The following is a 22,480-nucleotide window of genomic DNA, read 5'->3' as shown; positions in this document are numbered from 1 at the left end:
CAGAACCTGTAGTTCGCTCCGGGAATCCGGAGCCTTAGCTCGAAGCGCCAACTTCGAGCCGTGGTACGAGGCCGCGCACGGTGCGCCAACACCAGCGGCCAGGCGGTAGAGGATGAGCCCCCGCCAAGGGGCCCAGGAACCTCCCGCCTCAGCTACTCGCTACGTCATCTGCTTCCTCTCAGGTGGATCGCTCTTGGCCGTCCGCCAGGCGACCAGACTGGTAACGCCCTGACTGACGGAGTCGGCACGGTCGGCTGCGGCCAGCAACGCCATTGCGAGGCGGCGGGCGTCCGACGCGTACATGGGGACGAAGTCTTCGCCGGGGAACATCGACTCCGGCGTGGACACGTGGACCATGCCGTCGGCCGTGTCCTGGTCGTCGATGGCCCTTATGACCCACACGTACTGCCGCTTGGTGTACGGGTGGTCCTGCTCGCGCAGGTCCCATTCGTAGCCGGGCATGGAGTGGTCGGCGGGGTTGATGCGGGTGGGCTTGGGGCGCTCCGCACTGTCGGCAACGGCGACCAGCCGGTGGAGTTCGCTACGCAGGTCGGCGAGGGAGAGGTCGTCGGGGCTCATCGCTCCACCTGCCCAGCGTCGCGAGTGGCGTACCACTGGAGTTCGGCCGGGAGATGCCGCCACCATGCGTTCTCCGTGTGGGAAGCCGGGCCGCGGCCGTCGCCTCCGGCGATCCTCCAGCCGGTGCGGCACAGGACGTACTTCATGCCGCAGGAGCACGACGCGTATGCCTGACTGTCCCGACCGGGACGGGTGTAGATGCCGTCGGTGCGTGGCAGGTGGGCGTCGAAGACGTTCGGGTGTTCAGGGCAGAGGTGGAGGGTGAACTCTCCACGGCATTGCTCGCTGTAGGTCAGGGTGCGAGGTCGGCGCCGCTCGAAGGCAAGCTGCCGGGGCGGGACGGCGATGTGGTCGGTGGACTTCAGCTTCCGCCAGCCGTCGGGTACCTGCCGGAGATCCTCGACGAGTTCAGACGCCAAGCAGTGAGGCGCGTCGCAGAGCAGGCGGTATACCGCCTGGGCGGTCATGCGACTGTGCGGGTAGAAGGGACAGGGCCCGGCTGCATCGGCGGTGTGATCTTCACGCCGGATACGCAGAAACTTCGGGGTGACCTGTCTTCGGGGGAACGACCCCGGGTACTCTTTGCCACGTCGGCACCTTCATTCGTCTCAGCAACGGTGAGTGCCGTCAGCCCTCGCGTCCCGGCTTCGCAAACCGGGACTGCCACCAAGGTGGCAGCGGGGGCTTCCGACTTTTCAGTTTGGTGACGCCTGCCATCCAGCCTCGCAACTGACTGAACGTCTGACGTGTACCACATGCTACCGGTTGAACCTGCCACCTGTCCCAGTCCCTTCCCCTGTGTCTCTAGTCCGACAAGTCACACCGGATGTGACCCGCCGTCAGTGCCCGTGCCCCGCCTCGCCGTCCGCCGGATGCGACGGTGCCTCCGGAACCACCAGCCGCCGCGACCGCGACACCAGACCACCCATCGCATGAAACCCCGCCGCCGCGAACACGCCCGCCAGGCGGTCCAGCTGGTCCCGGAACATGCGCGGCGCAGCCGACACCCGCCCGGCGTGGAACCCGACTGCGAGAGCCCGGTCCCACACCGCCTGCACCAGCGCCGGATCCGCGTCCGGCCACATGTCCCGCGCCAGCTTCTCCGGACGGCCCGCCGTCTCCAACTGCCCGTTGGCGATCAGCCCCGCCAGGAACTCGCCCGACGACATCGCCCGGCCGGCGTTCACCGCGTCCGTGCGCATCGTCTCGAACGCCGCGTCGTCGTCGGAGGCGGACGGGACAGGGGCAGGGGTGGTCTCGGTCATGCTGCGGCCTCCAACGGCTCAGAACGGTGCAGGGGAACAACAGGGGCAGACGGCTGGGGCACCTCGAACATCGACAGCTGCCCAGGGCCTACAGGGACCGGCGGCCCGAGAGTGACGCGCCGGCGGGCAGCACCAGGACGACGAGGGCGACCCCGGACACGTCCCCGAAGGACGGCGGGCGCCTCCACAGGCGGCACCGCCCCGGCCGCCGTGCCGCCCGAGCCACCAGACGCGGCCCGGGACGGGGCAGGCGGAGGCGGCACCGCAGGCACGCTGCCGTCATCCCCCACCACCACGTCCGCGTCCAGCAGCCCCTGAGCGACAGCGGCCGCCAGCAGCTCCCGACGCGACACCGCCTGCGGCAGCGCCAGCATCGTCACCAGACGACGACGCTGCCAATTCGCCGTCCGCACATCCACCCCAGCCGCCGACGCCACCGCCCCCGGATCCCAGTGACCGGCCAGCGCCAACAGCACCGCCTCCCGCTGCCCCGTCAACACCAGCCGCCGCGGCGCCGGCACCGCCACCTCATGCCGGTGCTTGATGAACGCCCGATGCCGCTCCAGCCCCGTCCGGGCACCCCACACACCCGCCGGCTCCGCCAGACGAGCCTGCCCGTCCTCCACCACCACCGAGTTGGCGTAGGCGTCGCACTGCACCATCACCGGGCAGTTCAGACACACCTCGACTGCGGCAGCCTGCCGGGCCTCACGCACCCGCTGCGGCTCCGACCCGTCCCGGTCGTCCCCGTGCCACGCGTCCAGCGACAACGAGACGTCGCCCGCCGCACGGCCCCGTACGTCCTGGTCCTCCGCGCACCCGCGGTACCTGTAGTGCGGGTGGTCCTCCCACGCCTGCCTCAACACCCTCGAACTCGTCACAGCGTTCCTCCCTCCGAGGACGGATCTATTCGCGACGGAGCCGACGCCCACGCCTCATCCACCACCAACCCAGCCGCCGACAACACCGACGCCTCCGCGATCTCCCGATCCAGCCGACGGCGGAACCCCTCCAACTGCACCCGCAGCGCCTCGCTGTCCCGGTGCGCGCAGCCGGCCATCAACTCCGCCGACACCGCCCGACACCGCAACCTGGCCTCCCGACGCCGCACCACCACAACGGCGGCGGCCGCCGCGGTGAGCACCACGACGGCCGCCACGCACACACAAGCCCGAGCACCCAAAGCGCTCACCTCCAACAACAGGGGAAGGGACGGACAGATCAGGACCAGGCCGCTGGCCGCGCTAAGGCCGCGTTCTCCGCAGCCTCCGCAGCGTCCAGAACCGCGTTGTCGTGCGCGGCCTGCACCTCAGTGGGTAGCGACCGCCACTCGGCCATCTCCGCCTCCCACCGACGGCGATACGACGACGGACGGCGCCGCTCACGCCACACCACCCACCACGTCCCTACCGCCGACACGAACAGCAGACCCAGCAGCCACCACACGGAAACAGGCATGAGGAACCTCCAACCGGCAGCCGCCGGAACGGGATGGGTGATGCGATGCCCCAAGACGGGGACTTCAGGGAGGTCACGCCTCCAAGAGCCCGCACGACGGCGGCCCCACGAACTACTTGCGGCTACCCGTGAGCCGGTAGCGACGATCAGCAGCAGCGTTGGCTGCACGACAGACGTCGCAGCGCTCGCCAGCCTTCAGATGCCGGCGATACATGCGCGGCTCCCCACACTTCGGCTCAGGCCGCGGAACCCGGCTACGCGTCTTCGGGTGCTTCCCCGGCTTCCAGCCGTTCTCCTTCCACCCCAACACGGTGGACGAGTCCGCGCCGACCCGCCGGCCGATCTCCTTCACGACCACATTCCGACCGTCCAGGATCCGCGCAGCGTAAATCTTCTCCGCGGTCGTGAGCCGGACCCTCTCACCATTCAGGGCGTACTCAATGGCGATGAAGTCCAGGTCCTGGTCCGGGTCGAAGGTGTCGGTGGTCGACGCGTACAGCCGCTCGCGCGGTGCGACACCGACCCGGACCCCGTTCATGCGGCGCTCCTCTCCGTGTCGCCGCCCTGCGCGGCCTTCCCCTTACCCACCTCGGCGATCTGCGCTAGGTACTCCTCGACTGCACCGTCCGCCCGCGCCGCCTGCCAGATACGGCGCACTGTGGCCGCATCCGACGCCTCGTGCGCCTCGTGCAGGTAGTCCCGGTCCTGAGCCGCCGTCGGCTCCGCGACAGCCTCCGAGACCACGCTCGCAGCCTGCGGCTCCGGCTGCACCGGCGGATCCTCCGGCTCCGGCGCGGGCGGCTCCACCGGCTTCCACTCCTGCGGCGGATGCGCAGCCGAGAAGTGCACCACCGGATCCGACGACCCGTTGTTGTACAGCGACAGACCGAACTGGTCCCCGAGGTTCACCGCGCACCGCTTCAGCGCCTGCGACACCGCCGTCTTCATCGCCAGGTCGTGCGCGTCACCGATGGACGGCTGGTTGATGGCGTCACCCGCAGCCGCGTCCTCGAAGTGCGTGATCTTCCGACCGTCGGGGGTGTACAGCGTCAGACGAACCTGCGCTCGGTACACGATGGTCCACTTCGACCGCTCACCGTTCTTTGTCTCCCGCTCGGAGACCAGGTCCAGACTGACGGTGTCGATGGAGAACCCGCCGAACCCGAAGACACGGATGAGCTGGCGGCGGACGTCCCACGCTTCGAGGTGGGCCATGCCGCGGAGCATGCGGACCCGGTTGGCGTGGATACCGCCGTGGAGCATCCGCAGCTGGTACGGGGAGAAGAGTGCAGCCTGGTTTTGGGTGTGCGAGGTGGGGCCCTCCGCCATCGTCCCGGCGGGGGCCTCAACGGCTTGCGCCATGAGGTCTCTCCTATGAGGTTGTGCAGTGATGAGATCCGGCGGGTATCCGGCCCGGTTGTCGGCGTCCAGGCCGGCCCCGCCCAAATGCTACTCGGCCGGCTGACCCAGCTCAAGCGTCAGAATCTGCCGGACGATCGTCCCCGGATACACGCGGATACCAAGCTCATCCGACAGACGCGGCGCCATCTCGTGCAGCGCATCACGCAAGGAATTGTCGATACGCAGCGACAACTTGCCCCAGTCATCAGACGCCCACGTACCCTTCGGCGCCTTCGACGGACGCGGCAACTCCCACGAACCGTCCACCAACGCCCGCACACGCCCGTCCACCAGCGCATCCAGATCCACGCCCCGGTCCCGGGCCGCAGCAAAGTGGTCACGCAACTGGACCGGCATCTGAAGAACCATCGCCGAACCGGTCCCCCGGTCCACGCCCAGCTCCTCACAGACCCAGGCGACGATGATGCCGCCCTCACTGATCCGGTAGCCGGCCTCCTCCGTCAGACGGCCAAGCTCCGCCTGGACCCGGCGCCGCAGGCTGGCGTCCACGTCAACCTGCCACACGGCCTTCTTACCGCGCGTGCGACGACGGCCGACCTTCTCCGGCAGCCACTCACCGGCCAGCACCTTCTCGTACGCCTGCTCTGCCAGAGCACGCTTCGACCATCCGAACTCGGACAGCGCGTCTTCAATGGCGCTCTTCAGTTCCGAATCCATCGTGACGGACAGCGGCGTGGCAACGCCCTGTCCGGAGGTGTCCCTCAGATGCTTCCAGCCGTCCGGGGCGAGTACGGACTCCACCGCCGACGCGTAGTCGTGGTGGCCGTCCTTCTTCAGCTGGCCGGCGGCGGCGTTGAGGAGGTCACGGGTCGAACCAGACACGAGGTGGTGTCCTCTCGAAGGGCGCCGCCCGTCTCGACGGTTGGGCGGGCGCGTGGTGGGGGCGTTTGCCACCACAGTGTCCTCCATTCTGCATAGGGGTGCCATGCCCATTCGGGATGACTGCCGGGGCGGCGCCCCAACAATCCCTACTGTATCCGCCTTAGACGTTGCCTGGCAATGCCTTTCCAGGTATGTTGAGTGCACCGCACCAACCAAGGGGGAGCCCACCGTGAACGCACGCAGCCGCCAGGCCCGCCAGACCCTCCGCAACCGGACCCGCAGCCAGCGCGCCGCCACCCGCATTAACCGCCGCGGCGTTGGCTCCCTCACCACCCACTGCCTCGCCGCCGGCCTCACCCCCAGCCAAGCCCGCACCGTCGCCAGCAGCCTCCGCAAGAACGCCACCAAGGCTGGCGTGCAGGGCGTCACCGGCACCGCCTACCGCAAGGGCCAGGCCCGCACCTGCACCCGCTACACACCGGCCCAGGTCGCAGCCATTGCCGTCATCTACCGGCCCCGCCGCGCCGAGTACAAGGCCTGCGCCGCCAAGCTCGCCCTCGCCGCCTAGGAACGACGAAGGCCACCAACAGAGGTTGGTGGCCTGGGTGATGACTCGAATCGCGCCCCCGAATCTTAACTCCGGAACTCGTCACCGCGCTACCCCTGTCTCTGAACTGGGAGAACACGAAACCATGCAGCAGTTCACCGTCAGATGCGGATGCAGCAGATCCATGAACCCGTACGGACGCGCCGGCCGCAACGCCTTCCGCTGTGGATGCGGCGCCCGCGTCCAGGTCATCGCGGTATCCGTCACCACTCGAATCTGTGCCTTCGACGACTGCCGCATGCTTGCCACCACAAAGGAGCCACTGCGCTTCTGCGCCGACCACGAGGAAGAAGCGGCGACTCTGCTGGCCCATACCGCCGGAGCAGCCAAGGTCCGCGAACTGGAGGAAGACCTGACCAAGTCCGTCTCGACCTGGACCCGCAAGTACGGGGACAGACTCCAACCGGATCCGCAGTACGGACGACATGCCCCACTCGTCTACTTCGCCCGCCGGGAAAAGCTCATCAAGATCGGCAAGACGACGAACCTTCGCCTGAGGATGACCGCCCTGCATGCAGAAGCTCTGGCAACTGAGCCTGGCGGTATCGACCGTGAACGCCATTTGCAGCGCCGGTTCAAGCATGCCCGCGCATCAGCACGGAGCCGCGAGTGGTTCCATCCGACGCCTGACCTGATCGCTTACATCAACGAGTTGCGTGCCACGTCGAGCATCCCTTCGCTTGGCAGCGCAGCGCCGCCCATAGGCCAGTGTGTGGAGCTGAACTCCTACCTCGCGGAGACCGTGGTGCACCAGACTGTCCGAACGCTCACACAAGACGGAGCACTCCTCGGCGGTCGTATCGTGCGATCCAACCGACGTTCCCTCGTGCACGCAGCCGTCACTGGGACCTGGTCCAGCCGAAGGGCTGCTGTAGCCGCTTGCATCCAGGACAAGGCGCTTGAATCAGGGGCAGGCGGGCTCTCCCCTATGTTCACGGTGCCCAGCCTTGACCGCTGCCGTCGCTCGCCCTGCCGCGCCCGCTGGGGATCACTCCAAGACTGAGTAAGGAAACTGAAGTCATGGCCCGTGACCGGCAGGAGACGCTGCTCATCGACCCCGGCGACCGTACCCGCATCTGGTGCCGCGAATGCCACCGAGAGTTGACGGACGAGGTCTCGCGCAGCCGGCGCCTCGGCCCGGAATGCGATCCCGAACCGCGTCACGGCTACGACCGGCACGACGTGGATCAGGAGCCGATACCCGGCCTGTAGGCCAACGTCCGAACGCTGACACGCCGCCGTTGTGCAGGGGGAACGGTTGTCCGTCCAGCCCGTAGCGTGATTCGTGCAGCCTCGGAGAAGGTCCGCAGGCCCGCCCCGAACCCAAGATCGGCAACCTGTACAAAACCTCGGCCACCCCACCCACCAGGAGAAGCAGCGCGCGATCTCCGCCCCGCACCGCGCCACATACCCAAGCCGCCACCAAGTGGGTGGAGGGTCCCGAGGTTTTGTATAGATCTTGATCTGAGGCGTGGTACGGGCACACTAAGGGGCATGGAACCCCGCGCACTCCTCGACACCTGGCTCACCGGCGGCACCCTCCGCCCCTCCACCGCCATCGAGTACCGCCGCGAGGTCACCTCCTGGCTCGACTGGTGCCACGACTGTCGCGTCAACCCCTACGACTTCGGCCTCGAGAACGTGGCCCGCTGGGCACAGGACCGGCACCTCGCCTGGGCCCTCGACGGCCGGCCCCTCGACGGACCCGACACCCTCGCCTGGCTCGCCCACCACCACCCCGACGTCGCGAAATCCCACGACCGACGCATCACCGCACTCACCGGCTACTACACCGCCGCCCGCGACACCGGCGTCATCCGCCAGCTCCCCGAACTCAACCTGCTGCGCTCCGGAGTCGACCGCGACGCCGAACCACCCCGACGCCTCACCCCCATGGAACGCGTCACCTTCTTCACCTGCCTCGGAGGCTGGGGCCCCGACCAAGCCCGCCACTACCTCCGCGACCGCCTGATCGGCTACCTCCTCCTGGAAGGCCTGCGCCCCGGCGAAATCGTCCGCCTCGACATGCGACACCTGTACGAGAACACCGCCGAAGGCACCTGGACCGTCCGCACCCCCGACGACTTCGAGAACGTCGGCACAAAGCACACCCTCGAACCCCTCACCGCAGCCGCCCTCCACCACTACCTGCCCAAACGACCCCGCCCCGCCGACGGCGTCCACGCGCTGATCCTCGGGCAAGGCGGCCGGCCCATTGCCTCCCGCTACCCCAACATGCTCATCCAGCAGATCTGCGCCACCAACCCCCTCCTCGCCCAACGCACCCCACCCGTCACCGCAGACGTCATCGCCCACACCGGATTCTGGGACACGCCCGCAGGCTGAGTAGGATCACAGCCCACACACCGGGGAGGGGCGCCACGATGACGCTGGTCGAGGGCGAGTACGAGTTCACGTGCGACGAATGCGACGGTGAAGGCTCCGTGCAAGTCATCCAGCCGCCCGACGACGAGGACGGCGAGCCCACTCTCGGCTGGGGCCGCTGCGACGACTGCTTCGGAGACGGCCGGCTCCTGGTGGACGAGAAGGAAACCGCCGAGAAGATCCGGTGGGGGCAGGAGCCGACCCGCAGGCCTACCGCTACGTGAGGTCCGCGCTGGAGCTGTCGTCCCAGCCATCCTTACGGACCGGTTCCGGATCTGCATACCGGCGCGCGAAGGGATCGCGGTACCGAATCGTCAGCCCAAGAATGGCGGTGGGCGGCCGCTGACGATATGCCGCCATGACCGTTCCAGGTACGCCTACGGCAACACCTTCTCGGGTGTTGCATGAGACGCACAGCCAGCCGCGTACCAATCCGGTTTCGTGGTCGTGATCGCAGACCATGGTCCGGTCTGTCTCCCCGCAGATGGCACATCGGCCGGCCTGCCAGGTCCGGAGCGTCCCCTCGTCGTCACACTGGGCGGCGGCTACCTCCTCCAAGAGATCAAGAACGCTGGCACTGTAGCCGGTAGTGTCGATGCCTTCCCAGAATCTCCGAGTGACGTCGTCTTCTCCCGGCCGATCTGCTGGCCATGCCCAACAGGCTGGCGTCTTCATATTCCTCCCCTGTTGACGAACCGGTCTACCAAGTGGTCGTAGACGGCGGCTGCGGCCGCAGCGTGCTTGGCCTTGCGGGCGGCGTCGTCGCGGCGTCGGATGTACCGCAGCGTCGTCTCGATAGCGGCGTGGTCGGCGTACTCCTGAATCTCCTCTACTGGATGGCCGGCGTCGTGCATGTGGGTGAGCTTGGAGGCACGCAGGACGTGCGGTGTGAGGTCCCGGCCGGGGAGAACTCCGGCTTCCTCGCCAAGGCGGTTGAGGAGGCGGTCGACGGCGTGACGGTCCATGGGACGGTCATCGTCGGTCAGGAGCAGCGTCCCGCTATCGCGGCCAGCGGTGGCCACGTCGATGAGGTCGCACAGCCGGTTTGGGAGCGGCCAGACGCGGCCCTTCCCGCCTTTGCGGGACAGGTCCAGTCGGCGCTTCCCGCCCGTCTTCTTAAGGTGCTCTAGCTGGGCGGTGCAGCACTCGGTGACGCGGCCGGCGAGGGTGTAGATGAGGACGGGCACGAGGGCCTGGCGCGGGGTTTGGGCGGCGTTGACGACGGCCTGGAACTCTGGGACTTCGAGGATGGGGGTGGCGGTGGTCTCGTCGCGGGGATCGACGCGTGGCCGGTCGTATTTGGTGACCGGTGAGGCGATGGTCTCCTTCGTCTTCCATGCCGCGTACTGGGTGAGGGCGGTGAGGACGGACAGGCGTCGGTTGATAGTGCGGGGCGCCTTGCCCTGGGCCTTCTGTGTCTTGGTCCAGGTCTCGATGATGCCGGGCGTGATGGCGCCGACGTGGAAGCGTTCGTGGCCGCCCAACTCCCGGGCGACGTCGGCCCAGAGACAGACGTCGTCGGCGTAGGCCTGCTTGGACGTGACCGCGGGGACGGCTTCGGAGCCAAGCCAGGAGGTGATGAGGAGGAAGGTGTCGCGGTCGCAGACTTCGGCAAGGAGTTCGAGGCGGTAGCGGCGTGGGCCGAGGCGGCGGGTGCGTGGGTCGCGGCGTGCGACGGTGCCGAGGGTGTCGCGCAGCCAGTACAGGGCCTCTTCCGCGCTGCCAGGTGTGGCGAGTTCGGCGCGGGGCCGGGCGGTGACGGTGTGTTGGGTCATCGTGCCGTCAACTCCGTGAACCAGCGGCGCAGCGCTTCTTGTTCGTCGGGGGTGGCGTGCTTGAGTGCATAGCCCATGACGACTGCGTACATCGAACCTTCGATGCGGCCAGTGCGTTCCCAGTCCTTGGCGAGCCACTGTGCCGCTTCTGCTGTAGCTGCATCGTGCTGCATTCCGTCGTGCAGCGCGGCGGCTACGAGTAGGCGTCCGGTTGCCTCGTCATCTTCAGCCGTCATGATCTGAGTCTACCGTCGATCATCCATAACACACGTTATGCGCGTCGTCTGGCGCGATCCTCCCGCACCCGACGCATCACGGTCACATGGCTGACGCCATAAGACTTCGCGATCCGGTTCGCCGACTCCCCCGCCCGGTACCGTCGCACGATCTCCGCATCCGGGAGATCCATCCGACGATGCCCCACAGGGATGCGCACGCCGGCCGCCGACAGGCGCCGGGAGATCAGGTTCGGCTTCACCCCGAGCTCGGCAGCAATGTCCTGGATCTGCATCCGCTCGTCCACGTACCGGCGCACCAGGTCGGCATCGGACACGGGCAGTTCGATCTCGCGGCCCTTCCGGACCTGGACTTGGCAGCGCCTCAGGATGGTGAGGATGGTGGTGCTGCTGCACCCGTACTCCCGACCGAGGTCGACGGCGGTAGCGCCTTCCTGGTAGCGGGTGACGATTGGATCCGTCGGAAGGCTGCGTACCAGGTACTCGGCTGGCGGCAGCGGGGTGCGGCCACTGGTGGCACCACGGGAGAGACGGGAGACCTGCGCCTTGCTCAGTCCAGAGGCCCTGGCGACCTCAACCTGTTTGACGCCGGCCTGCGCTGCCTGGGCAACGGCTTCGCGGAGGGCCTGGCGGGCGGCACGCTTCAGCGGCGGCAGATCGGCGGCGAGGTACTTCTTCGCGGCCGCGCGTACTTCCTTGAGCGCCTGCTCCTGGCCTGCGGTACTCGACTTCGGGGGCATGTCCATACCGTGCCACGGTCTAGCCGGGACGTTCCCCCCGCTCACGCCAGCCCGAGATCAGGAACATTAACTGGAGCCAGAGGATCTATTGCCTCACCTCACTGCGAGGTCGGCCGCACTAGGGCCTCTTCGGCTTGCACGTACTGCACGGGGCCAGCCCCGTTTGCAGGGCTTCGTAGAGGGTGATGGTCTCGGGACCGTTCGTCAGCTTGCAGCGGTCGTCCGTACCGGTGTGATAGAGGTGCCGCGCCCCTTCGAACCGCTGGGCCTATGCCGCCACTGCGACGCAACCACCATCGTGTCCAGCTGCTCCAAGTGCCGTTGCACCTGCTCCAGTTCCGCCCGAAGTTCCTGCTGGCGTGCGAGGAGCCGTTCACGAGTGGCGGTGGTGGATTCCATGGGGGGTTCGTCCTCTCGCGGTGGGGACGCCGGCGGCGCGTTCCGCATGAACGTACACCGTGGGCCGTGTACGCCGAACCGGTTCGCGTCGATCACCCCGTGATGCACTGCATGTGAGCTTATCAAGCATCACAAAAATGATCTTGACAGTGAATCTGTCGCCAAACGAAGGATCGGACCCCCGAATCGCATAGGAGTCCGATTCTTCGTCAGGAGCCGTTTGGCAGACGGGCCGCCTTCGTGGCGCAGGGGGATGAACAGTACCGGGCGCGGCCCGCAGGGCTCTTATTCTCGGGCGTTTCCCTGTCGCACTCGGGGTTGCCGCACCGCGTCTCCAGTTCGGGCGTCAGCGCTTCCTGCATCGTTCCCCCATCTTCCGTCATAGGAGTAGTTGAGCTACTCTAAGCGTAGCAGTAGTCAAGCTACTCCGCCCCGCCTACGCTGAACCCATGGACCTGACCGGCTACCTGACCTCCGACCAAGCAGCAGAACGACTCGGCATCAACCGCCAGAGCCTCTACAACCTGGCCAACCGATCAGCGGACTTTCCGAAGCCCAAGAAGATCGGACGCACTTCCCTCTGGCCCGAGGAGGGAGTGGACGCGTGGCGGGCACAGCACCCGAAACGACAGGCAACGAAGCGAGAGAAGTGAGGACACCATGACCGTAAGGAAGCCGTCGAAGCCGTGGCGGGTGACCGTCACCGGCCCGGACGTGGAGGCAACATCTCCGTTCACCAGCGAGGCCAAGGCCTACGCCTTCATCCGCGCCAGCCTCGGCGCCGACAGCCCGGCCACCGCTGCGAAGGTGGAGCAGTGGGAGGACGGCGTCTGGCGTTGGTTCGAGACCGTGACCGCCGACGAGATCTGCGCGGCCCAGGCCGCCACCGAGAAGTGAGGACACCGACCATGCGCACCCCGAAGCCGACGAAGACACAGCGAAACGCGCTCGTCCTCCTCGCCGACGGTACCGCCTACCGCAGCACCCGCGCCTTCGCCGACACCAACGTCTACGCCCCGGGCGGCCGGATCACCGCCGCTACCAGCACGGTCCTGGTTCGCAACGGGTGGGCGACGTGGGGTCCCGAGGTAGGCCTGCGTAAGCCATTCCTGCTGACCGACGCCGGACGTGCCCACCTGCCCGCCACCGAGAAGTGAGGACGCCGACCATGCCCGATCTGAGGGTGATCGCTGATCGACTCCAGCGTGTGCTGTCACGTGCACAGGAAGACCGCAGTGAACGCGAGGATCTCGTCGACGGCCCCGATGGCGTCGAGTGCGGCTGGGCCGCGCACGAGCGGTCCGAAATGTGGAAAGCCGTGAATGCCCTACGCGCCGACCAGGGGCGCCCTGCGGTCTCTCTGGACGACGTTGTGCAGGTCGAGCGGCAGGCGTCTGGCCACTCCGACTACAGCCGCAAGTTCGCGTTCTACTGCGCCGAACTCGCACAGCGCTGACCCACGCATGATGGTGCCCGCCTGAGGAAAGCAGGCGGGCACCATCATGCCCGCACCCTACCCAGGCAACGCTGACCGGTGGAAGTTCTGCCAGGAGCGGGAGGCGGTCGGCCCGCGCTGCCCCTGATACCGGGACCCGCGCACCGCGCTCCCGTACGGATGCTCCGACGGGGAGCTGAGCTGGAACACGCAGATCTGTCCGATCTTCATCCCCGGCCACAGCTTGATCGGCAAGGTCGCCAGATTGCTGAGCTCCAGGGTGACGTGCCCCTCGAACCCGGGGTCGATGAACCCCGCCGTGGAATGCGTGATCAGCCCCAGCCTGCCCAGCGACGACTTCCCCTCCAAGCGGGCCGCCAACGTGTCCGGCAGCGACACCCGCTCCAACGTCGACCCCAACACGAACTCCCCCGGGTGCAACACGAACGCCTCACCCGGCAGCACCTCCACCAGCCGCGTCAGATCGTCCTGCTGCACCGAGGGGTCGATGCAGTCATGCCGGTGACTCTCGAACACCCGGAACGCGGCGTCCAGGCGGACGTCGATCGACGCGGGCTGAAGCATCGACTCGTCGAACGGGTCGATACCGAGCCGGCCGTCGGCTATCGCTTCACGGAGGTGCAGGTCGGAAAGGAGCACACCAGGAGGCTACGGCCGTCCCGCCGACGCCTTCCCCACGCTGGCCCGCCGGCCCTCCAGGGCCCGCGTGCACACCACGCACAGAGGGTTCCCGCCCAGCCCATACCGGTGCGTCGGATGCTGACAGCCACGACACGGCCCCACCTGCGACGGCGCGCACTCAGGGGCTGGAGGGACCGGTCTGTCGGAGATCGTGCTCATGCCCGCCACCCTACGACCGGGCAGAGGGAACACCGGGGCGTGACGGCGGGAGACTGGTCACACCGCCCCTCCCCCGCGATCGGAGCCCTTCCCCATGCCCGAACCCCTCCAGCCCGTCTTCCGCAGCAACGTCACCGTGCAGCTGGTCAAGCAGACCGCGTCCGACGCCGACGTTCTCTTCGCCGCCCGCGTCTCCACCCTCGGCGAGCAGTCCATCGACGAGATCGGCAAGGACCCCGAGCGGTCGAAGGGGCTCATCAACTACCTGGTGCGGGAGCGCCACGGCTCGCCCTTCGAGCACACGTCGATGACGTTCCTGATCAGCGCCCCGATCTTCGTGTTCCGGGAGTTCATGCGGCACCGCGTCGGCTGGTCCTACAACGAGGAGTCCGGTCGCTACCGAGAGCTGGAGCCGGTCTTCTACGTCCCCAACATGTACCGGAACCTGGTGCAGAAAGGCCGTCCGGGACGGTACAAAATCGTCGAGGGCACCAAGCATCAGCTCTGGGTCACTCAGAAGACACTGCAGGACTCCTACCGTCTCGCCTACGAGGCCTACCAACAGATGCTGGCGGAGGGCGTCGCCCGCGAGGTGGCCCGCGCGGTGCTCCCCGTCGGCCTGTACTCGTCGATGTACGCCACCTGCAACGCGCGGTCGCTGATGCACTTCCTGGGGTTGCGCACCACCCACCCCGACGCCGCAGTGGCGTCGTACCCCCAACGCGAGATTGAGATGGTCGGCGAGGCCATGGAAGCCGAGTGGGCAAAGCTGATGCCCCTCACCCACGCCGCGTTCAACGCCAACGGCCGCATCGCCCCCTGACCCGGTTCGCACACCAGTTCAGACAGAAGGCGGCCCCGACGGATCCTGAACAGCATCATGCAGAGCCCGCCGGTGCTGAGCCCGGACGACCATTCGGGTCCGCTGCACCACCAGACCGGCCACGACCAGCAGCAGCAACGTTCGGGTCGACCGCAGCACCACGGCCGGCGCCCCGTGATCCCACACGGTGATCGCAACCGTGTACGCGCCCAGCGCGCCGATCGTCAGCGTGAACAACATGATGTGCCGGCCCACCGCAGTCGACCGCCACGGCGCGCACCGGCTGTACACGATCCCGAACGCGAAACTGCACAGGGCGACCAGGCTCGAGGCTGCAAGGTTTGCGAACTGCGCGCAGTCCATCAGCGGTGCCCTCCCTCAAAGGCGTCGCGGAAGATTTCCGCGAAGTGATTGCGTTCCCGCTCGCTCGCCAAACGCTCGGCGACGCGGGCGACAGCGGGACGGTGCGCTTCCACCGCCCGGCGGGCCTTCCGGGCACGGGACAGCGCCGATTCGGCTTCCCTCTGCCCGCGTGTCTTTCCGGCCTCGTCCGGGCGCTGCGGGGCGGGCTCAGGACGGCGGCGCAGCAACCGACGGATCCATCGCATCCCCGGGCACCTCCCCTCGTATGGCACGCAGAACGTGGTCGGCGACCCTCGACAGCTCGAGGAGTTCACCGACCTGGCTCTGCGCTTCGATGCGTGCGGCTTCGCTCTCACGGTGGGCCTCACGCCACATGTCCCGCTCTTTCGCCAGCTCGGCGACGCGGGCGTCACGGTCCTTCCGTACGTCTTCGAGGACCGCTCGGGCGACGAGGCTCCCGCGGAGGATGAGCAGCACGATGAGGGTGACGATTGCCCCGGCCCCGCCTGGCAGTAGGACGCTGACGGCCGACAGGTCATTCACCTCGCTGCTCCTTATGTGTGGGGGGTGGGGTACGCGGGTGCCGCTGCCAGTCGGCCCCTGCGTACCGTGTGGGCATGGTCAGACGGCGGTCGGGTCGTGCTGCTTGGCGAGGGGGCTTGACGTCTCCAGGCTCACGGCGGGGACGGGGGCGGTGACCTCCTTGCGGAGGAAGATGGCGACGGCGCCCTCCACGAAGAGCATCCATAGGGCCTGCTGTTCTGCGCTCATGTCGAGGCCGAAGCCGAGGAACAGGGCGAGTCCAGCTTGGGCGAGGTTGACGATGGCCGCTGCGGCGGCGCCGGTCTTGAGGACGATCGCGGTGGCGAGGGCGACGATGCAGGACAGGACGGCCATGATGGCGGTCTGCTGGTCGTCGGAGACGTCCAGGCCGTAGGCCGACGCCAGCTTCAGAGCGATGGCGGCGAAGGCCAGCAGGTAGACGGGCTCACGCCCGAGGATCTTCACGATCAGGACTCCTTCTTGAGGGCTGCGACGTCGGCGCGGAGCGCGGCGACGTCCTTTCGGAGCGCGGAGACGTCGCCGGGCAGGCCGACGACCGTGTTGTAGATCGACTGGACGTAGCTGGACAGCGTCCACTTGGTGTTCTTGGCCTTGTCCGGGGCGGACTTCGGTGCGGGGATGTTGTCCCGGTGGATTACGGCGTCGCCGATGTCGGCCTTGCTGTACCCCGCCATGGGGTCCTCCTCCTGTGCGGGTGGCTTGGTGCTAGAGGAGCCGGCGCTCCACGAAGCGGGATGGGTGAGGCGTTCGCCGACGTCGGCGCGGAAACGGTCCATGGAGAAGTCACCGCGGCCTTCGACCGGCCCGGCCGGGTCGATCTTTCCGGGCTGCCACTCCTTGTGGCCGATGACGGACGCGGCACCCCAGCCGTGGGCGCGGCAGATCGCTGCCGCCCACCGGACCGCGGCGTCATACTGCACGGCCGGATAGGTGTCCTTGCCGTTGCCGAGGTTGACGATCTCGATTCCGTAGAAGCGGGCGTTGCCGTCGGTGTTCGCCTCGTTGTCGGCGGGCAGCGCGCGCTCGTCGATGACGGCCTGGAGGACGTCACCGTCGCCGGATCCGGCGTGGTTGGCGCGGCCGTGGCCGACCATGTACAGCTTCCCGGACTTCCCGCCGACGGTGTGGCACAGCGGGCCCGGCAGGTCGGCGTGGCCGTCGTAGCAGAGGGCGACGGAGGAGTCCTCTCCGGAGGAGACGGTGTGGTGGATGACGACGCCGTGGACCGGGCCCCATGCGCCCTTGTGGTTGCGGTTGTGGGTGCGCCAGTCGCGGTACTCGACGACCTGGCAGCCTTCCGCTTTGAGGGCGGCGAGGAGAGCGCTCGCGGACAGGGGTGTGGCCATCAGGACTCCTTGGGGGCGGGGCTGACGCGCGGTACCTGAAGCCGGTTCCAGGCGGTCTCGTCGGGGATACCGCTGGTGTCGCCGCCGCCCTTGGGTCGCAGGGACTCCTGGTAGGACTTCCAGGCGTCGCGGTGGGCGGTCGTCCAGTCCGGGCCGAGGGTCTTGCCTGCGGGGGCGTGGCCTTCGCGGGTGAGGCGCGCGCCGGCCGCGGCGTTGATGGGGCTGTAACGGCCGCCGTGGAAGAACTCCCGGCCGGGGTAGGGCTCGTACTGGCCGCTGGTGTCCGCGGCGGGCTCTACCGGTGCGGGGGCTGGGGCCGGGGTGGCGTCGGACGGGCTGTCGGTCTTCTTACGGGCAGCCGTCTCGTCGTGCTGCTTCGGGTCGGGCATTGCCCGTACTCCTGAACTCCCCGCGCCCAGGTGGAAGGGTATGGCGGGCCACTGTGGTGTGGCCGTCCCTCGGAGGGTGGTGCAGGCGGGCGGAGGGTCGCCCTCTTTGATCAGGGTAGGGGCGGCCGGGTGAGTCGTTCCCCCGGCCGCCCCGGACGGTCTATTCCTCGATCGGCTGCGGGTCGAGCTTGTCGGCGGTGAGGATTCGGCAGTCCTTGCCGCAGCAGCCGTCCGCGCCGCACACCACCCTGATGTACTTCAGCTCGCCGTTGTTGGAGTAGAACATCGGGATCGCGACGATCACGTTCTCCTGCGGGCAGCCGGGCGTGACGCACGCGGAGGTGATCGAGTACCAGGTCTGCGGTTCCCAGTTGATGACGTCCGGCTCCGGAACGGGATCCGGGGTGGGCGGCGGCTCCGACGGCGGCTCCTCCACGGGCGGCGGGGGCGGGTCCTCCACAGGCGGCGGAGGCGGTTCTTCTGCCTGGGTCGCTTCGGTCTGCGGAGCGGGCGCGGTTTCGCTCATGATCCGATCACCATCCAGTTGATAACGGTTGCTGTGGTGTTCTCGCGGTTGACCCAGACGAGCATGCTGCTGGACGTCACAGAGGACACGCTGACTCCGGTGACGCCCTGGGCGCCGACGGGAGTACGGACGCCGGGCACAGTGGTTGACGCGGTGGCGTAGCCGCGGAACGTGGTGCCCTTCAGTGCGGTAAAGCTGACGGACGCGCTGGTTGGGGTGCTGGCAGCGGAGGGGGTGATGGTGGTGGTGCCGGTGACGATGTTCCCGGCAGTCATCATCCCGGCGATCACCGTGTTGCCGTCCTTGTCGACGGTGACCTTGTCCGTGTCCCGGGCCAGGCGCAGCAGGTTTCCGGTGTGTCCAGTCTGTGCGGTCACATGGAGGGCGCTTTCGCTGCTTGCCGCCTGCGGTTCCACCCGGTGACGGCCCTTGCTGGTGATCACTCCGGGCTGGTGCAGGAAGTACCCGGCGTCTGCTGCGACAGCAGAGTCCATGTAGCCGATCTCGGCGTAGTCCGCGCGGAGGTTCATGCGGCCGCCGCGGTGGCTGGACGCCGAGGTGCGGCGGATGCGTTCGATGACGGCCAGGTCGTTACCCATGTACGTGCGCCAGGTGCGGTCGGTGAAGCCGTCACCGGCGAAGGATCCGGCAACGATCTGGAGGTTGGCATCGCCGGGGGTGGCTTCGGCCATCTGGATGTACACGGAGTTGGTGCCAGCGGAGTTGAGGAACCGCAGCTGTGGGAGGACGGCGCTGGGGTCGAGCCACATGATGGCACCGCCGGTTCCTTTGACGAGGAGACCGCGGACGGAAAGTTCACCGATGCTTTCGGTGTCGTTGTAGACGAGGATCATGTTCTCGTCGGCTTCGTTGAGGGTGATCCGTTCGCCACTGTCGGCGGTCTGGATCACGGCGCCGTTGATGATGCCGCCGGTGATGGTCTTACCGGTGATGGCGTCGGCGGCGATGGCGGTGGCGTCCACGGCCCCGGCGGCGATCTTCCCGACAGTGATGGCATTCGCAGCGATCTTGTCTGCGGTGACGGCGAGCGCGTCCAGTTTTGCGGTCGTCACCGCACCCGATGCGATCTTGTCGGCATTGACCGCCCCAGCATCGATCTGCAACGCCTGCACGGCAGCCGCGACCAGCTTCTGAGTAGTGACCGCCCCGTCCTGGATCTGCGTACCGCCCAGCACCGGCCGCAGCGACGCATTGTCGAACCACACCGCGCCCGCCGTACCCCCGGACGATTCGATCCGCAGCCGGGCCACCGTCGCCGTTGCCGGGGCCGTGTACGTGCCCGACAGCCTGGTCCACGCATTCCGCACCGGGGATCCACCCGACGCGGCGATGCCGTACGACACGATCCCACCAGCAGCGGTCTCCCACCGGATGTGAACGTTGACACCCGAGCCCGCCCACGCGGTCTCCACCCAGTAGTCGATGCCGATGTTCAGCTGGTCGCCGGGCAGTACCGGAATCGCGGTGATGGACACGGCCCGGTTGGTGGCACTTCCCGCCGTGGCATCGATCTTTAGGGAGGTGGGTGACCCGTTGCCCCTGGTGGTGTCCTGGCTGGCGTAGGAGAGTCCGGCCAGGATGGACGCCGTGTAGGCGCCCTCGAAGCTGGGGTCGGTGAGGACGTTGGCGCCGCCGGTCACGGTCAGCTTGTCCGTGGTGATCGCCCCGGCAGCGACCGTCGCCGACGTGACCGCCCCCGCCTGAATGTTCCCTGCCACCACCGAGTTCGCGGCGAGCTTCCCCGCGGTGACGGCTTCGGAGGCGATCGCCGGGCCGGTCACCGCATTGTCTGCGATCTTCCCGACCTCCACGGCGGCGTCCGCGAGGTTCTCCGCGAGGACCGCGGACTCCTGTAGGGCGACCGTGCCGACCGCATCGGCGGCGATCTTCGCTTCGGTGACGGCGCCCTCCGCGAGTTTCACCGTGGTGACGATGCCGTCCAGGATGTCCGTCGCTACGACCGGCGCAGGACCCAGCGGCCCGGCCTGCGCGGTCGGCGTGGACGCGGTCCCGGACGTGTTCCGGGCGACGAGGAGGACGTACACGGGCTCCTCGCACGGCACGACGACTGTGCCGCCCTGCGGCGTCTCGAACGTCGTCCGCAGCGTCTCCAGCGACGGGGTGAAGCCGCTGGTGGTGGAGGCGTGAACTTCGACGCGCTGCCAGTCCAGCGGGGGTATCGCACCGTCCGCGAACTGACCGTTCCAGGAGACGGTGATCCCGCCCAGGACAGACCCCAGGATCGGCGGTGTCGGGGCTGGTGGTGGGGGCCCGTTGACGATGTTCACCGCGGTCGTGCCGTCACTCTGCACGCCGACGATCGCACGGAGGCTCCCCGTGTCGTCCTTCACCTCGAGGGCGCTGTCTTCGATGCTGCCGCCGTGCGCGTACCGCTGCCCCCGCTTGGCCTCCTTGAGTTCCTGCCGGAGACGGGCGACTTCACTGGTCAGATCTCGGGCCATGGTCATGCCTCCGCGGGGCCGTAGTGGAAGGAGTCAGCGCGGGCCAGGGTGAGCACCGCCTGATCTGGGGATTCGGTGGGCCGGTAGGAATCGGCCAGAATCCGGCACCAGCCCGACCAACTGGTCCACTGGTTGTTGACCGTCACCTGCACGTCGTCACCGATCTGCCACGACCCCAGCGGAGCGTTCGGATGGTGCCGGATGGTGACCGACTCAACCTGGCCCATGACCTTGCGACGTTTCAGTTCCGCAGCTGCACGCCGGCCGAGGACGTCGTTGCCGTTGACGGTGGCCAGGGCGAGGATCGTCTCCATGCGCAGCCCGCCGTCCCGGGACGGGGCTTCCGCCCGACGGGTGGCAGTTCCCTCACCGGAGCCGGTAGCGATGACGACGTTCGCGAAGTCGTCACCGGAGTAGGTAACGGGAACGGCGTCGATGATGTTCACGCCCGTGCGGAAGGCGATGTCGGTGCGGCGAGCACCCAGCCGCGGATAGCCCAGCTTGAGGCGCTTCTCCACCCCGTTACCGAGGTAGCGGCACGTGTTCGTGTACTGGGGTGCGCCCTCCTCAGAGACGAGGTCGTCGAGGTGGTCGCTGAGTGCGGTGTTCTCGTACCAGTACGAGTGCCACGGCTCCTTGGATGTCCCCACCGTGATCTTCGAGACGGTGGAGTCGACGACCACGCCCAGGTTGCCGTCGGGCTGGGACTGGGCGTACGCCCACACATCCCGGATGATTTTGCACGGATCGGTGTTCACGTACGGGCCACGGCCGGCCAGCTCCCCGTGGGTGTCGTGGCGTTTCGTCAGGTACGACGACCAGGACGCGGCCTCGATCTCGAATTCGCCGTCCTGGACGGTGACGTCCCAGATCAGGCCGCCCCACCGCAGGTAGCCGTCGGCCTCCGCGTAGATGACAGCCTTGCCGGGAATCAGCGAGGCCACGTTGGCCTTCACGAACCGCGGCGTGAGCGTACCCCGCAGCTGGCCGGGCCCGTTGAGCTCGTTCCCGAACTCGGCCTTGGCCAGGGGCAGGTCGGGGTGGAGTTGGGCGCCAGTGAGGGCGTGCTGGGTCCAGAACCGCCAGCGGCCCACTACAGCCGTCCCTCAAGGAACTCCACGTCGATCTTGAAGGTGGTGCGGGAGTCCACCCCGATCGTGCCGTCGTTCAGCGGGTCTGTGCGCATGCGGGACACGATCGGCTGATTGGTGCCGCGCATCGCCGCCCCGGGCGTGGTGGTGAGGTCGATCGTCTCGACCATCTCCACGTTGATGCGGCGGACGACCGCGCCCTGGTTGTCGTCGATGAAGACTTCCTGGGACGCCTCTACGCTGCCGAGCTTGAACCGGAACGCGCCGAACACGTCGCCGGTTGCGAGACGGAGCCCGTTCACGGAGAAGATGACCTTCGCGGTGGCTGCCCAGGAGGGGATGGCGAGGGTGGCGAGGGTGACGTTGGGGTGCGTCTTGTAGGTGCTGGACGTCCCGGAGATCTCGATGACCGGTCCGCCGGGCTGGTAGTAGGGGGTGAGGACCCGGTCACGGCGGGGGTTGGCAACCTGCCGCAGATCCTTGATCATGGCGTTGGTGATGGTGGCCGTGGACGCCGGTATGTCGATCCTGGCCAGCGGGATCGCGGAGTATCCGGCGGGGACGGTGGTCGCGCTGGAGGACACGTTGCCGATGACCTCGAAGAACACAATCGGATCCACGGCCGGATCGCGGTCGCCCTCGTACTCGGGGTCCTCCACGCGCAGCACCAGCATGTCGGAACGGCCCGTAGCGCCGGTCGCGGCGACGTCCTCGGTGTCGGAGCCGATGTTGTACGCGTTGTAGAAGCCCTGTACCGGGGAGACCTTGCCCGCGATGACCGCCGAGCCATCGCCGATCTGCACGCCGGCCCCCGGCGTCGACAGGGCCGTAACCTTGAGGTCGGAGCCCGTGGTCACGCCCTGGTTGTCCCGCGCCAGGTCTTTGATCATCATGCGGAACTGCTGCGCGGA

33 protein-coding genes are annotated in these 22,480 nt (G+C 67.9%); 10 read left to right on the top strand and 23 right to left on the bottom strand.

The window, feature by feature from the left end:
* Positions 1–159: 159 nt before the first annotated feature.
* From IE94_RS0124685 to IE94_RS0124645, 8 genes are all read right to left on the bottom strand, one after another.
* Positions 160–579: a hypothetical protein gene (locus IE94_RS0124685; RefSeq protein WP_030188242.1), complete on the bottom strand. Its 420-nt coding sequence runs from the start codon at positions 577–579 to the stop codon at positions 160–162.
* On the bottom strand, positions 576–1,046 hold the full coding sequence (locus tag IE94_RS0124680) for a hypothetical protein (protein WP_030188240.1): 471 nt from the start codon (positions 1,044–1,046) through the stop codon (positions 576–578). The genes IE94_RS0124685 and IE94_RS0124680 overlap by 4 nt, the downstream gene beginning before the upstream one ends.
* 372 nt (positions 1,047–1,418) lie before the next feature.
* Positions 1,419–1,844, bottom strand: a complete 426-nt coding sequence (locus IE94_RS0124675) for a hypothetical protein (protein WP_030188237.1) — start codon at positions 1,842–1,844, stop codon at positions 1,419–1,421.
* Positions 1,841–2,560, bottom strand: coding sequence for a WhiB family transcriptional regulator (locus tag IE94_RS0124670; RefSeq protein WP_167343976.1), 720 nt, complete (start codon positions 2,558–2,560; stop codon positions 1,841–1,843). The genes IE94_RS0124675 and IE94_RS0124670 overlap by 4 nt, the downstream gene beginning before the upstream one ends.
* A gap of 161 nt (positions 2,561–2,721) precedes the next feature.
* Positions 2,722–3,003 (bottom strand): hypothetical protein, encoded by a 282-nt coding sequence (locus tag IE94_RS40460; protein WP_167343975.1) that lies wholly within the window; start codon positions 3,001–3,003, stop codon positions 2,722–2,724.
* Between the two features lie 411 nt (positions 3,004–3,414).
* The gene (locus IE94_RS0124655) at positions 3,415–3,840 is read right to left on the bottom strand and encodes a hypothetical protein (protein WP_030188226.1); all 426 of its coding nucleotides are present in this window, start codon (positions 3,838–3,840) and stop codon (positions 3,415–3,417) included.
* The gene (locus IE94_RS0124650; protein ID WP_051777668.1) at positions 3,837–4,664 is read right to left on the bottom strand and encodes a Rad52/Rad22 family DNA repair protein; all 828 of its coding nucleotides are present in this window, start codon (positions 4,662–4,664) and stop codon (positions 3,837–3,839) included. Before IE94_RS0124650 ends, IE94_RS0124655 begins: the two co-directional genes overlap by 4 nt.
* A gap of 87 nt (positions 4,665–4,751) precedes the next feature.
* A complete protein-coding gene (locus tag IE94_RS0124645) occupies positions 4,752–5,546 on the bottom strand; it encodes a hypothetical protein (protein WP_030188221.1) in 795 nt (264 codons plus the stop codon).
* Between the two features lie 229 nt (positions 5,547–5,775).
* Here IE94_RS0124645 and IE94_RS0124640 point away from each other — a divergent pair, with 229 nt between their 5' ends.
* The 5 genes from IE94_RS0124640 to IE94_RS0124625 all read left to right on the top strand — a co-directional run bounded on the left by IE94_RS0124640 (position 5,776) and on the right by IE94_RS0124625 (position 8,762).
* Positions 5,776–6,114, top strand: coding sequence for a hypothetical protein (locus tag IE94_RS0124640; RefSeq protein ID WP_030188219.1), 339 nt, complete (start codon positions 5,776–5,778; stop codon positions 6,112–6,114).
* Positions 6,115–6,238: 124 nt separating this feature from the next.
* Complete coding sequence (locus IE94_RS40020) at positions 6,239–7,156, top strand: GIY-YIG nuclease family protein (protein ID WP_157849388.1); 918 nt, start codon at positions 6,239–6,241, stop codon at positions 7,154–7,156.
* 17 nt (positions 7,157–7,173) lie between these two features.
* A complete protein-coding gene (locus IE94_RS0124635; protein ID WP_030188217.1) occupies positions 7,174–7,365 on the top strand; it encodes a DUF6011 domain-containing protein in 192 nt (63 codons plus the stop codon).
* Between the two features lie 282 nt (positions 7,366–7,647).
* Positions 7,648–8,499: a site-specific integrase gene (locus IE94_RS0124630; protein ID WP_030188215.1), complete on the top strand. Its 852-nt coding sequence runs from the start codon at positions 7,648–7,650 to the stop codon at positions 8,497–8,499.
* A gap of 38 nt (positions 8,500–8,537) precedes the next feature.
* Positions 8,538–8,762, top strand: a complete 225-nt coding sequence (locus tag IE94_RS0124625; protein ID WP_030188213.1) for a hypothetical protein — start codon at positions 8,538–8,540, stop codon at positions 8,760–8,762.
* Here the strand turns inward: IE94_RS0124625 and IE94_RS41240 are convergent.
* The 4 genes from IE94_RS41240 to IE94_RS0124615 form a co-directional block, all read right to left on the bottom strand.
* Positions 8,755–9,000, bottom strand: coding sequence for an endonuclease domain-containing protein (locus IE94_RS41240; protein WP_037923487.1), 246 nt, complete (start codon positions 8,998–9,000; stop codon positions 8,755–8,757). The genes IE94_RS0124625 and IE94_RS41240 overlap by 8 nt on opposite strands.
* 209 nt (positions 9,001–9,209) lie before the next feature.
* The gene (locus tag IE94_RS0124620) at positions 9,210–10,313 is read right to left on the bottom strand and encodes a tyrosine-type recombinase/integrase (RefSeq protein WP_030188211.1); all 1,104 of its coding nucleotides are present in this window, start codon (positions 10,311–10,313) and stop codon (positions 9,210–9,212) included.
* Positions 10,310–10,549 carry a hypothetical protein gene (locus IE94_RS40015; protein WP_157849387.1) on the bottom strand — a complete coding sequence of 80 codons (240 nt, stop codon included), beginning with the start codon at positions 10,547–10,549 and terminating at the stop codon, positions 10,310–10,312. Before IE94_RS40015 ends, IE94_RS0124620 begins: the two co-directional genes overlap by 4 nt.
* Before the next feature lie 35 nt (positions 10,550–10,584).
* Positions 10,585–11,289, bottom strand: coding sequence for a hypothetical protein (locus IE94_RS0124615; RefSeq protein WP_157849386.1), 705 nt, complete (start codon positions 11,287–11,289; stop codon positions 10,585–10,587).
* A gap of 848 nt (positions 11,290–12,137) precedes the next feature.
* Between IE94_RS0124615 and IE94_RS38375 the strand changes: the two genes are divergently transcribed.
* Genes IE94_RS38375 through IE94_RS0124600 form a run of 4 tightly spaced genes read left to right on the top strand, consistent with a single transcriptional unit; the run spans position 12,138 to position 13,144 of the window.
* Positions 12,138–12,341, top strand: coding sequence for a helix-turn-helix transcriptional regulator (locus IE94_RS38375; RefSeq protein ID WP_078606584.1), 204 nt, complete (start codon positions 12,138–12,140; stop codon positions 12,339–12,341).
* A 7-nt stretch (positions 12,342–12,348) separates the two neighbouring features.
* Positions 12,349–12,585 (top strand): hypothetical protein, encoded by a 237-nt coding sequence (locus tag IE94_RS36000; RefSeq protein ID WP_037923452.1) that lies wholly within the window; start codon positions 12,349–12,351, stop codon positions 12,583–12,585.
* A gap of 11 nt (positions 12,586–12,596) precedes the next feature.
* Positions 12,597–12,845, top strand: coding sequence for a hypothetical protein (locus tag IE94_RS0124605; protein ID WP_030188204.1), 249 nt, complete (start codon positions 12,597–12,599; stop codon positions 12,843–12,845).
* An 11-nt stretch (positions 12,846–12,856) separates the two neighbouring features.
* Positions 12,857–13,144 carry a hypothetical protein gene (locus IE94_RS0124600; protein WP_030188203.1) on the top strand — a complete coding sequence of 96 codons (288 nt, stop codon included), beginning with the start codon at positions 12,857–12,859 and terminating at the stop codon, positions 13,142–13,144.
* A 57-nt stretch (positions 13,145–13,201) separates the two neighbouring features.
* Here IE94_RS0124600 and dcd read toward each other — a convergent pair whose 3' ends face one another.
* Entirely contained in the window at positions 13,202–13,783 is a 582-nt protein-coding gene (gene dcd, locus IE94_RS0124595; protein ID WP_030188201.1) for a dCTP deaminase, read from the bottom strand.
* Positions 13,784–14,078: 295 nt separating this feature from the next.
* Between dcd and thyX the strand changes: the two genes are divergently transcribed.
* Complete coding sequence (gene thyX, locus IE94_RS0124590) at positions 14,079–14,807, top strand: FAD-dependent thymidylate synthase (protein ID WP_030188198.1); 729 nt, start codon at positions 14,079–14,081, stop codon at positions 14,805–14,807.
* Positions 14,808–14,825: 18 nt separating this feature from the next.
* On the opposite strand, the gene IE94_RS0124585 is transcribed toward thyX, so the two are convergent.
* The 10 genes from IE94_RS0124585 to IE94_RS0124545 all read right to left on the bottom strand — a co-directional run bounded on the left by IE94_RS0124585 (position 14,826) and on the right by IE94_RS0124545 (position 22,462).
* A complete protein-coding gene (locus tag IE94_RS0124585; protein WP_051777664.1) occupies positions 14,826–15,170 on the bottom strand; it encodes a putative phage holin in 345 nt (114 codons plus the stop codon).
* Entirely contained in the window at positions 15,170–15,415 is a 246-nt protein-coding gene (locus IE94_RS41915) for a DUF7620 family protein (RefSeq protein WP_425337982.1), read from the bottom strand. Before IE94_RS41915 ends, IE94_RS0124585 begins: the two co-directional genes overlap by 1 nt.
* Complete coding sequence (locus tag IE94_RS0124580) at positions 15,378–15,713, bottom strand: hypothetical protein (protein ID WP_030188194.1); 336 nt, start codon at positions 15,711–15,713, stop codon at positions 15,378–15,380. Before IE94_RS0124580 ends, IE94_RS41915 begins: the two co-directional genes overlap by 38 nt.
* 78 nt (positions 15,714–15,791) lie before the next feature.
* Positions 15,792–16,178, bottom strand: coding sequence for a hypothetical protein (locus IE94_RS0124575; RefSeq protein WP_030188192.1), 387 nt, complete (start codon positions 16,176–16,178; stop codon positions 15,792–15,794).
* Positions 16,179–16,180: 2 nt separating this feature from the next.
* Positions 16,181–17,080, bottom strand: coding sequence for an N-acetylmuramoyl-L-alanine amidase (locus IE94_RS38370; protein ID WP_030188191.1), 900 nt, complete (start codon positions 17,078–17,080; stop codon positions 16,181–16,183).
* The gene (locus tag IE94_RS0124565; protein WP_030188190.1) at positions 17,080–17,469 is read right to left on the bottom strand and encodes a hypothetical protein; all 390 of its coding nucleotides are present in this window, start codon (positions 17,467–17,469) and stop codon (positions 17,080–17,082) included. Before IE94_RS0124565 ends, IE94_RS38370 begins: the two co-directional genes overlap by 1 nt.
* A gap of 160 nt (positions 17,470–17,629) precedes the next feature.
* Positions 17,630–17,995, bottom strand: a complete 366-nt coding sequence (locus tag IE94_RS40010; RefSeq protein ID WP_157849385.1) for a hypothetical protein — start codon at positions 17,993–17,995, stop codon at positions 17,630–17,632.
* Positions 17,992–20,484, bottom strand: a complete 2,493-nt coding sequence (locus IE94_RS35995; RefSeq protein ID WP_157849384.1) for a phage tail protein — start codon at positions 20,482–20,484, stop codon at positions 17,992–17,994. Before IE94_RS35995 ends, IE94_RS40010 begins: the two co-directional genes overlap by 4 nt.
* Positions 20,481–21,572, bottom strand: coding sequence for a hypothetical protein (locus IE94_RS0124550; RefSeq protein WP_030188184.1), 1,092 nt, complete (start codon positions 21,570–21,572; stop codon positions 20,481–20,483). The genes IE94_RS35995 and IE94_RS0124550 overlap by 4 nt, the downstream gene beginning before the upstream one ends.
* Entirely contained in the window at positions 21,572–22,462 is an 891-nt protein-coding gene (locus IE94_RS0124545; protein ID WP_030188183.1) for a hypothetical protein, read from the bottom strand. The genes IE94_RS0124550 and IE94_RS0124545 overlap by 1 nt, the downstream gene beginning before the upstream one ends.
* Positions 22,463–22,480 lie beyond the last annotated feature (18 nt).

The organism is Streptomyces violaceorubidus (assembly GCF_000717995.1).
Classification (GTDB): Bacteria; Actinomycetota; Actinomycetes; order Streptomycetales; family Streptomycetaceae; genus Streptomyces; species Streptomyces violaceorubidus.
This window is presented reverse-complemented; position numbering and strand designations above follow the sequence as displayed.

Bases quoted from the DNA above. Each gene is read 5' to 3' on its own strand.
- IE94_RS0124685 (WP_030188242.1), bottom strand. From the start codon at position 579: ATGAGCCCCGACGACCTCTCCCTCGCCGACCTGCGTAGCGAACTCCAC.
- IE94_RS0124680 (WP_030188240.1), bottom strand. From the start codon at position 1,046: ATGACCGCCCAGGCGGTATACCGCCTGCTCTGCGACGCGCCTCACTGC.
- IE94_RS0124675 (WP_030188237.1), bottom strand. From the start codon at position 1,844: ATGACCGAGACCACCCCTGCCCCTGTCCCGTCCGCCTCCGACGACGAC.
- IE94_RS0124655 (WP_030188226.1), bottom strand. From the start codon at position 3,840: ATGAACGGGGTCCGGGTCGGTGTCGCACCGCGCGAGCGGCTGTACGCG.
- IE94_RS0124650 (WP_051777668.1), bottom strand. From the start codon at position 4,664: ATGGCGCAAGCCGTTGAGGCCCCCGCCGGGACGATGGCGGAGGGCCCC.
- IE94_RS40020 (WP_157849388.1), top strand. From the start codon at position 6,239: ATGCAGCAGTTCACCGTCAGATGCGGATGCAGCAGATCCATGAACCCG.
- IE94_RS0124635 (WP_030188217.1), top strand. From the start codon at position 7,174: ATGGCCCGTGACCGGCAGGAGACGCTGCTCATCGACCCCGGCGACCGT.
- IE94_RS0124630 (WP_030188215.1), top strand. From the start codon at position 7,648: ATGGAACCCCGCGCACTCCTCGACACCTGGCTCACCGGCGGCACCCTC.
- IE94_RS0124625 (WP_030188213.1), top strand. From the start codon at position 8,538: ATGACGCTGGTCGAGGGCGAGTACGAGTTCACGTGCGACGAATGCGAC.
- IE94_RS41240 (WP_037923487.1), bottom strand. From the start codon at position 9,000: ATGGTCTGCGATCACGACCACGAAACCGGATTGGTACGCGGCTGGCTG.
- IE94_RS0124620 (WP_030188211.1), bottom strand. From the start codon at position 10,313: ATGACCCAACACACCGTCACCGCCCGGCCCCGCGCCGAACTCGCCACA.
- IE94_RS40015 (WP_157849387.1), bottom strand. From the start codon at position 10,549: ATGACGGCTGAAGATGACGAGGCAACCGGACGCCTACTCGTAGCCGCC.
- IE94_RS0124615 (WP_157849386.1), bottom strand. From the start codon at position 11,289: ATGCCCCCGAAGTCGAGTACCGCAGGCCAGGAGCAGGCGCTCAAGGAA.
- IE94_RS38375 (WP_078606584.1), top strand. From the start codon at position 12,138: ATGGACCTGACCGGCTACCTGACCTCCGACCAAGCAGCAGAACGACTC.
- IE94_RS36000 (WP_037923452.1), top strand. From the start codon at position 12,349: ATGACCGTAAGGAAGCCGTCGAAGCCGTGGCGGGTGACCGTCACCGGC.
- IE94_RS0124605 (WP_030188204.1), top strand. From the start codon at position 12,597: ATGCGCACCCCGAAGCCGACGAAGACACAGCGAAACGCGCTCGTCCTC.
- IE94_RS0124600 (WP_030188203.1), top strand. From the start codon at position 12,857: ATGCCCGATCTGAGGGTGATCGCTGATCGACTCCAGCGTGTGCTGTCA.
- thyX (WP_030188198.1), top strand. From the start codon at position 14,079: ATGCCCGAACCCCTCCAGCCCGTCTTCCGCAGCAACGTCACCGTGCAG.
- IE94_RS0124585 (WP_051777664.1), bottom strand. From the start codon at position 15,170: ATGGACTGCGCGCAGTTCGCAAACCTTGCAGCCTCGAGCCTGGTCGCC.
- IE94_RS41915 (WP_425337982.1), bottom strand. From the start codon at position 15,415: ATGCGATGGATCCGTCGGTTGCTGCGCCGCCGTCCTGAGCCCGCCCCG.
- IE94_RS38370 (WP_030188191.1), bottom strand. From the start codon at position 17,080: ATGGCCACACCCCTGTCCGCGAGCGCTCTCCTCGCCGCCCTCAAAGCG.
- IE94_RS0124565 (WP_030188190.1), bottom strand. From the start codon at position 17,469: ATGCCCGACCCGAAGCAGCACGACGAGACGGCTGCCCGTAAGAAGACC.
- IE94_RS40010 (WP_157849385.1), bottom strand. From the start codon at position 17,995: ATGAGCGAAACCGCGCCCGCTCCGCAGACCGAAGCGACCCAGGCAGAA.
- IE94_RS35995 (WP_157849384.1), bottom strand. From the start codon at position 20,484: ATGACCATGGCCCGAGATCTGACCAGTGAAGTCGCCCGTCTCCGGCAG.
- IE94_RS0124545 (WP_030188183.1), bottom strand. From the start codon at position 22,462: ATGATGATCAAAGACCTGGCGCGGGACAACCAGGGCGTGACCACGGGC.